This window comes from Sciscionella sediminilitoris, assembly GCF_000737195.2.
GTDB lineage: Bacteria > Actinomycetota > Actinomycetes > Mycobacteriales > Pseudonocardiaceae > Sciscionella > Sciscionella sediminilitoris.
Map to the genome: position 1 here is coordinate 23,511 of NZ_JALM01000059.1, position 8,957 is coordinate 32,467.

2 protein-coding genes are annotated in these 8,957 nt (G+C 71.8%); both read right to left on the minus strand.

Annotated elements, in window-relative coordinates:
- On the minus strand, window positions 1-7,077 hold the full coding sequence (locus AD72_RS22210) for an amino acid adenylation domain-containing protein (RefSeq protein ID WP_156365324.1): 7,077 nt from the start codon (window positions 7,075-7,077) through the stop codon (window positions 1-3).
- Window positions 7,059-8,957: condensation domain-containing protein (locus AD72_RS22215; protein ID WP_037346938.1), on the minus strand; the 1,899-nt coding region annotated here is incomplete at its 5' end. The genes AD72_RS22215 and AD72_RS22210, both read right to left, overlap by 19 nt.

Sequence of the window (8,957 nt, forward strand, 5' to 3'; positions counted from 1 at the left end):
TCAGGTTTCACCGGTGCGGAGCGAGGCCGTCACGGCGCGCCCGATCGCCGTGACCGACGACGAATCGCTGAGCATCTTGCCGTGCACGACATCGATGTCGTGGTTTTCGATTTCTCCCTTGATGTGTTTCCGCCAGGCCTGCGATGTGCACTTCTCCGGCGAACCCGCGGAATTGCCGACGACATCGGATTTCGACGTGGAACCGAAGAACAACAGGTCGCCGATGAATTCCTCCGGCCGGAAACCGGCCATCATCCGGACGTTGTTCACGTACACCCGCATGCTGTTCTTCAGCCCCTCCTCGCCGAGTGCCGCGAGGCGGTGTCCGGTGTCCCGCAGGTATTCGGCATAACGGCCGAGTACCGCGTCCGGATCGGCGGCAAGCTCGTCCCTGTCGAAGATGAATTCCTCGGCGAGCAGCGAGGCGATGATCTCGTGGTCCGGCAGCTCCGGTGGCCGCTGGTCCGGATTCGGGTACGCGTCGAGGATGACGAGCCGATCGACCGCCGCGCCCCGCCGCTGCAGCTCGACGGCCACCGCGTGCGCCACCAGTCCCCCGAACGACCAGCCGATCAGCCGGTACGGACCCGCGGGGAACGCGGCCAGGATTTCGTCCGCGTAATCCGCGGCCATGTCCTCGATGGACCCGGGAAGCTCGGCGGGCCCCGCCAGGCCGCGCGCCTGCACGCCGTAGAGCGGATAGCACGGCGGCAGGTGCGCCAGCAGGCCAGCGTAGCTCCAGCTCGTCCCGGAACCGGGGTGGAAGCAGAACATCGGGGGCCGATCTCCGTTGCGGCGCAGCGGCAGGATCACGCTGAACGGGTCACGCTCGACATCCGAGCCCAGTTCCACGGCGAGCGCGGCCACGGTGGGCGCCTCGAAGACACTGCGCACCGACAGCTCCACACCGAACCGTTGCCGGATCAGCCGGACCAACCGGGTGGCGAGGAACGAATGCCCGCCGAGGCTGAAGAAATCCTCGTCGATCCCCACCGGCGCCCGGCCGAGCAGTTCGCCGAACAGGACGCTCAGCGCATCCTCCTCCGGAGTGCGGGGCAGCCGGGCCGGTCCGGTGCCCTCCGGCGCGGGCGGCAGTGCGGCGTGGTCGAGCTTGCCGTTGCGGGTCAGTGGCAGCGAATCCAGCACGACGAAGGCCGAAGGCACCAGATAGTCCGGTAACCGGCGTGCCAGGTGCTCGGCCCAGTCCCGCTGATCCGCGCCCGGCGCGGCCACCACATAGGCGATCAGCACATCCCCGGGCCGCGCCAGCACCACCGCCCGGCGCACCCCGGGGTGCTCGGCGAGCACCGCCTCCACCTCGCCGGGTTCCACCCGGAATCCGCGGATCTTCAGCTGCCGGTCGGCCCGGCGCACGTACACCAGCTCGCCGTCCCGCGTCCAGCGGACCAGATCGCCGGTGCGGTACATGCGCCTCCCCGGCGCCCCGAACGGGCAGGCGAGGAACCGCTCCGCCGTGCGGGCCGCACGGCGGGCGTACCCGCGGGCCAGACAGTCGCCCGCGAGGTACAGCTCACCGGTGACACCGGGGGCGACCGGCTGCAGCGCCGCGTCCAGCACGTACGCCGCGGTGTTGGGCACCGGGTGGCCGATCGGCGGGCAGGCGGGCGGATCGGCGGCGAGCACCGTCCCGGTGACCACGTGCGTCTCGGTCGGGCCGTACTGGTTGTGCAGGCGCCGCCCGGGAACCGCGGCAAGGAAGGTCCTGGTGACCTCGCTCGGTTTCAGCGCCTCCCCTGCCTGGATCACCTCGGTCAGCGCGGGCAGCGACAGACCGGCATCGGTGGCGTTCTCCGCCACCGCCTCGATGACCAGGTTGGGCGCGAACAGCTCACGCACTTCGCTTTCGGCGAGCCAGCGCACCAGCGCCCGCCCGTCGCGGCGCACGTCCTCGGGGCAGATCGCCAGGGTGCGGCCGGTGGTCAGGGCGAAGCACATCTCCTGGACCGCGACGTCGAAGCCGATCGGCGCGAATTGCGCGGTCACCGTGCCCGCACCGGCGGGCAGGGTTTCCCGCTGCCAGTCCAGGAGATTGACGATGGTGCGCTGCGGCATCAGCACACCCTTCGGTGTCCCGGTCGAGCCCGAGGTGTAGAGCAGGTAGAGCCCGGCACCCGGGTCCGGCGGCCCGGGGACGGGGTCACCCGTCTCTCCCCCGTCCTCCTCGATCCGCACCACCCGATGACCGCTCGCCCACGGCCCTGGCTCGCCGAAGGCGACCACCAGCTCCGGGCGGGCGTCGCCGAGCACCTTCGCGATCCGGTCGGCGGGCAGCCGGACGTCGATCGGCAGGTAGATCGCACCGGCCTTGAGTACGGCGCACAACGCGACGGCCTGCTCGACCGAGCGGGGCAGGGCCACCGCGACCACGCGTTCCTGGCCGGCGCCCCCGGCGAGGAGCCTTCGGGCCAGCCGATCGGCCGCGTCGTCGAGCTGCCGGTAGGTCAGCGACATGTCCTCGTACCGGACGGCGCAGGTGTCCGGGGTGGCCCTTGCCTGCTCGGCGAGCCGCTGCGGCAGTCCGCGCCCGGCAACCGGCCGGTGGGCACCGTTCCAGTTCCGCAGCACGTTCTCGCGCTCGGCCGGGTCCAGCACCGCCAGGCCGCTGAGCCGCTCTGTGGGGGCGGCGACCGCGGCGGAAAGCAGCCGCGCCAGCCGATCGGCGAGGCTGCGCGCGCTCGCCTTGTCGAACAAGTCCACGCTGTACTGCACACTGCCCTGGATGCCGCCCGGCTGCCCATCCGGACCGGTGCGTTCGGCGAAGGAGAACAGCAGGTCGAACTTGGCCGTACGCAGGCTCACCCGCTCCCGTTGCACGGCCAGACCGGAGGCCGGAGCATCGGGCGGAGCCTGCTCGGTGGTGTTCAGCGAGAGCATCACCTGGAACAGCGGATGCCGGGCCAGTGAGCGCGGCGGGTTGAGCAGCTCCACCAGCCGCTCGAACGGGACATCCTGGTGGTCGTAGGCCGCCAGATCCGTGTCCCGGACCCGGCCGATCAATTCGGCGAACGTCGGATCCCCGGAAACATCGGTCCGCAGCACCAGCGTGTTGACGAAGAAACCGACCAGCTCCTCGAGCCCCGCATCGGATCGCCCCGCCACCGGGGTACCCATCGGAATGTCGGTGCCCGCGCCGAGTCTGGCCAGCAGCCCGGCGATCGCCGCCTGCAGCACCATGAACAACGTCGCCCGGCGTCCCCGGGCGAGCGCGGCCAGCCTGGCGTGCAGCGCCGCGGGCAGTTCGAACCCGACCTCGGCGCCGTCCTGCGAGCCGACCGCGGGCCGTGGCCGGTCCACCGGAAGCGGCAGCTCGACCGGCAGCCGCGCCAGCGTCTCCCGCCAGTACGCCTCCTGCTCGGCGAACACCGCCGCCCCCAGGACGTCGCGCTGCCAGAGCGCATAGTCCACATAGGACACTGGCAGATCCGGCCACCGCGGGGCCCGCCCGCCACTGCGTGCCGCGTAGGCCCGGGTCAGATCCCTGGCCAGCACGGACATCGACCAGCCGTCCGTTGCCACGTGATGAACCACCAGCACCAGCACGAATTCCCGCGCCCCGAGCATCAGCAACCGGGCCCGCACCGGCGGCCTCCGGTCGGCGAGGTCGAACCGCTGCCCGAGAACGGCCGCGATCTCGTCCGCGACACGTTCCGGGGCCACGTGGGCCACGGTGAACTCGGGCGTGGCATCCGGCAGCACGATCTGGTGCGGTCCCTCGTCGTCCTCGGCGAACACCGTCCGCAGCGTCGCGTGCCGTCCGAGCACATCGGCGAGCGCGGCGCGCAGTGCGGGCAGATCGAGGTTCCCGCGCAGCCGCAGCGGCATCGGGACGTTGTAGGCGGGCCTCGGTCCCTCGACCCGATTGAGGAACCAGAGCCGGTACTGCGCGGCGGAAAGCGGCAGCCGGTCCGGCCGTGGCACGCTCGGGACGATCGGCGGCCGTCGTTGCTGTCCTTCGCCGAGGATCTCGCCGAGCGCGGCCACCGAAGGAGCGTCGAAGAGTTTCCGCACCGCCAATTCGACGCCGAGGGCCGCGCGGATCCGACCGACGAGCCTCGTGGCCAGCAGCGAATGCCCGCCGAGGGCGAAGAAGTCGTCGTCGATCCCGACCTCGAGGACGCCGAGCACATCCGCGAACAGGCGAGAGAGGATCTCTTCCCGGGGACCGCGCGGCATCCGCCCGCCCGGGGCGGTGCCGCGTTCCGGCGCGGGCAGGGCCTGGATGTCGACCTTGCCGTGCGGGGTGAGCGGAAGCTCGGGCAGCACCACGAAGGCCGCGGGCACCAGGTGGGCGGGAAGCCGCGCGGTGAGATGCGACCGCAGATCCGGGTTTTCCGCTCCGGTACGGAGCACCACGTACGCCACCAACCGCCGCTCGCCATCGGGCTCGGCGCGAGCGAGCACGACCGCCCGCGCCACCTCGGGGTGCTCGTCGAGCGCCGCCTCGATCTCCGCGGGTTCGATCCGGAACCCGCGGATCTTCACCTGATCGTCGGCCCGCCCGAGGAAACACAGCGCACCGTCGGCCCGCCGGTAGGCCCGGTCGCCGGTGCGGTACATGCGCTGTCCCGGCGGGCCGAACGGACAGGCCACGAAACGCTCCGCGGACAGGTCCGGACGGTCCAGATACCCCCGCGCCAGTCCGGCTCCTGCCAGGTAGAGCTCCCCGGCGACCTCGGTCGCGGCCAGGCCGAGGCGGTCATCGAGCAAGTAGACCCGGGTGCCGTCGATGGGCCGTCCGATCGGTGGCACCCCATCGCCGCTCAGTGGTTCGCTCATCGTGGCGCAGACCGTGTTCTCGGTCGGGCCGTACGCGTTCACCATCCGGCGGCCCGGCGCCCACCGGGACACCAGCGCGGCCGGGCACGGCTCACCGGCGACCACCACGGTCGCCCCGGCGGGCAGTGTTTCGGCGGGCAGCATCGCCAGTGCGGTCGGCGGCAGCGTGACGCAGTCGATCGCGCGTTCGGCGAGCAGAGCGGCAAGGGGTTCGCCGGGCAGCATCCGCTCGCCCGCGGTCAGCACCAGGGTCGCCCCGGAGCACAGCGTGACCCACAACTCCGAGCATGTCGCGTCGAAACTGAGCGCGGCGAACTGCAGGACCCGCCGACCCGGGCGCACATCGAAGGCCCGCTGTTGCCCGGCCACCAGCGCGGAAAGCCCGTGATGGGTGACGACCACGCCCTTCGGGCGACCGCTCGAGCCGGAGGTATAGGTGACGTACGCCGGGTTCGCCGTGGTCAGCGGTGCGACGCGATCGGCGTCCACCGGATCGCGCCCGGATGCCGCCCCGGGCTCCTCGGTGTCCAGCAGCAGCACGGGAACCTCGGCCGGTTCCGGCAGCGTCGCGGCGATCGCCGCGGTGGTCAGCAGACAGACCGGGCGAGCCTCGGCGAGCAGCCGGGCCAGGCGCACCGGCGGGTGGGCCGGATCCAGTGGCAGATAGGCGGCTCCGGCCTTGGCCACCGCGAGCAACGCGACCGGAAGCACGGTCTCCCGCCCTGCCAGTACGGCGACCAGGTGCTCCGGGCCGATACCGCGGGCGATGAGGCGATGCGCCCACTGGTTGGCCCGCCGGTTCAGTTCGGCGTAGGTCACCGTGGAGTGGTCGTCCACGACGGCGGGGGTGTCCGGGGTGCGGGCCGCCTGTCGCGCGAACAACTCCGGCAGCGTGGCGGCCGGTGGCGCCTCCGGGCCCCGGCACCAGGCCAGGATCCGGTCCCGCTCCGCTGGTTCCGGCAAACGGATCCGGTGTACCGGCGTCTCCGGCGCATCGGCCAGCAGTTCCAGCACCCGGACGACCCGGCCGAGAATGCGCCGCGCCGAATCGCCGCCGAACACGCTGGGCCGGTAATCCACCCGCAGCACCAGACCGGATCCGGGCGCCGCGACCAGGGCGAGCGGGTAGTGCGTGCTGTCCCGGCCGCGGACCCGGCGCACCCGGAGCTGCTCGCCCCGCGACGCGGGGGGACCGGACTGCCCGCCGGGATGGTTCTCGAAAACGGTCGGTGCGTCGAACAGCCGTGGGTGCCCGGAGATCGCCTGCGTCTCGGCGAGGCCGAGGTGGTGATACGGGAGCAGCTCGAGCCCTTCCGCCTGCACGCGCCGGACCAGCTCGCCCAGCGCCTCGTCCGGGCGCAGCCGTACCCGCAGCGGGATGGTGTTGATGAACAGCCCCACCATCGTCTCCACACCCGGTACCTCGGCGGGCCTGCCGGATACCGTGATGCCGGTGACGACATCGTCTCGCCCGGTCAGCTGCGCCAGGACCAGCACCCACGCGGTCTGCACGGCCGTGCTCATGGTCACCCGGTGCTCGCGGCACCAATCGCTGAGCCGGGCCGTGGTCTCCTCCGGCAGCACCCGCCGTACCTGCTCGGGCAGTTCGGCGGGCCCACTGTGCTGTGGCGCCACCAGTGTCGGCCCGTCCAGCTCCGCCAGTGCCGCCCGCCATGCGGTCCGCGCCGCCCCGGAGTCCTGCTTGTTCAGCCAGTCCAGATAGGACCGATAGGGCGCCACCGGTTCGAGGCCCGAGCCGTCGCCCCGTCGTTGGTAGAGGGTGTGCAGATCGCGCCAGAGCACCGCGGTGGACCAGCCGTCGGCGAGGATGTGGTGCAACGTCAGCACCAGCTGGTGACTGCGCTCGCCGAACCGGATCAGGGTGAACCGGACCAGCGGCGGCCGGTCCAGCCGGAAGCGGGTGGTGCGGTCGGCCGCCACGATCGCCTCGGCGGCCGCCTCCCGTTCCGGTTCCGGCCGGTCCGCCAGGTCCCGTACCGTCAGCGGCAGCCGAACCGATCGGGGAATCACCTGCACCGGTTTGCCCAGCCCCTCGTGCCGGAACCCGGCCCTCAGGTTGGGATGCCGCTCCAGCAGTGCCTGCCCCGCCGCCCGCAACGCGTCCTGATCGAGGGGACCGTCCAGGTCGACGACGAGCTGCACCGCGTAGACGTCCGTGGCCTGCTCGTCGTACAGATTGTGGAAGAGCATGCCCTCCTGCAGCGGGGTGAGCGGCAGCAGGTCCTCAATCCCGGCCTTGGTCATTCGTCCAGCCCCCATTCGGCTTCGATCAGATCGATCTCGTCCTGGCTCAGACCGGAGGCCGCCACATCGGACGGGGTGAAGCCGCCGCCTGCCACTTCGCTGTGCCGAGCCAGTGCGGTCAGTGCCTCGGCCCACGCATCGGCCGCTGCCCGGATCCGCTCCTCGCCGAGCAGTTCGCGTGGCCATACCCAGGTGCTCTCCAGGCACGGCCCGTCCTCGGTCTCCCGGACGGTGGCGGCGATCTCCAGTGCGTGCGGCAACGGCATCGCCGGGTCCTGCCGTGGCGCGGCCACGGCCTCCTCGGCCACCGACCAGTCCGCGGTCCTGTCCCCCGCCGCCGGTGCCTTGCCGAGGTAGTTCAGCCCGACCTGGGCGTGGGCCAGCCGGTTCAGCGCGGCCCCGGTGCGGTGATCGAGATAGCGCAGTGCGCCGTAGCTCAGTCCCAGGTCGGTGACCCGGCGCAGCTGTTCCTTGACTTCCTTGAGCACGGTGTCCACGGGGCCCGCCGGGACGCGCACCGGATACATCGAGGTGAACCACCCGACGGTTCGGGACAGGTCCACATCCTCGATGACCTCCTCCGCGCGGCCGTGGCTTTCCAGGTCCACCAGCACTCCCCTGGGACCGGCCAGCCCGGCATCGTCCAGTGCGACGGCGAGACCGGCCAACAGCACGTGCGCCGGGTCGGCGTGGAAGGAGCCCGTCACGTCCTCGAGTACCGCGGCGGTGAGCCCGGCAGGTAGCCGCACGGTCAGGCTGGCCGCTGTGCCGATCGTGTCCCGTCGCGGATCGAGCGGCCGCCCGCCGAAGGGCGCCTCGGGTTCGCCGAGCACTTCGGACCAGGCGGCGAAGTCGGCCTGGCGCCGGACCAGGTGGCTCCACTCGTGCAGCTTCCGCGCCCAGGTCCGAAAGGATGTGCCGACCGGTGCGAGCCGGACCGGTTCCCCGGCGTGCACGGCCGCCCATGCCTCAGCGAGGTCGGGGAGCAGGATCCGCCAGGACACCGCGTCGACCGCGAGGTGGTGCACGACGAGCAGCAGCCGCCCGGCCTCCCCGGGGCCGCGGTCGAACCACACGGCGCGAACCAGCTCACCGGTGAGCTTCAGGCTTTCCCTGGCGGCGCGGGCCTCGGTCCGGATCCGGTCCTCGTACGCCGCCGCGTCGAGTCCCGTCACGTCCACATGGCGGAGACGATCGGCCGCCGCGACCGAGCCGGGTGGCAGGACGGTCAGCGTCCAATCGGTGCCCGGAGCCCCGATGGCGCGCAACCGCAGGGCGTCGTGGTGGTCGAGCAACGCCTGCAGGGTGGCGGCGAGCTGGTCGTACCGCGCGCCCGCCGGTGCCCGCAGGAACCGTGACTGGTTGAATCCGTCGACGGGACCGCGCAGATCGGCCAGCCACTGGATGATCGGGGTGACGGCCACCTCGCCGATCCCCGCGCCGGGTTCCTCGGTCCGTTCGCCGGTGGTTTCCCGCACCGCGGTGGCGAGCCCGGCGACCGTCTGGTTCTCGAACAGGTCGCGAGCGGACACGGTCAGTCCGGAGCTCCGTGCGCGGCTGGCGAACTGGATGGTGGTGATGCTGTCACCACCGAGGTCGAAGAAGTTGTCGTCGATGGTGACGTGGTCGATGCCGAGTATTTCGGCGAAGAGTCCGCAGAGGAGTTCCTCGCGCGGGGTTCGCGGCTCGCGGCCGTTCGCGTCGGCGGTGTATTCGGGAGCCGGGAGGGCATCCCGGTCGATCTTGTCGTTGGCGGTCAGCGGCAGTTCGGGCAAGACGACGATCGCCGCGGGAACCATGTACCCGGGAAGCTTTTCCGCCACATGCGCGCGCACCGCCGCCGCATCGACGGTCCCGCCGTCAGCAGCCACCACGTAGGCGACGAGTCGTTTGTC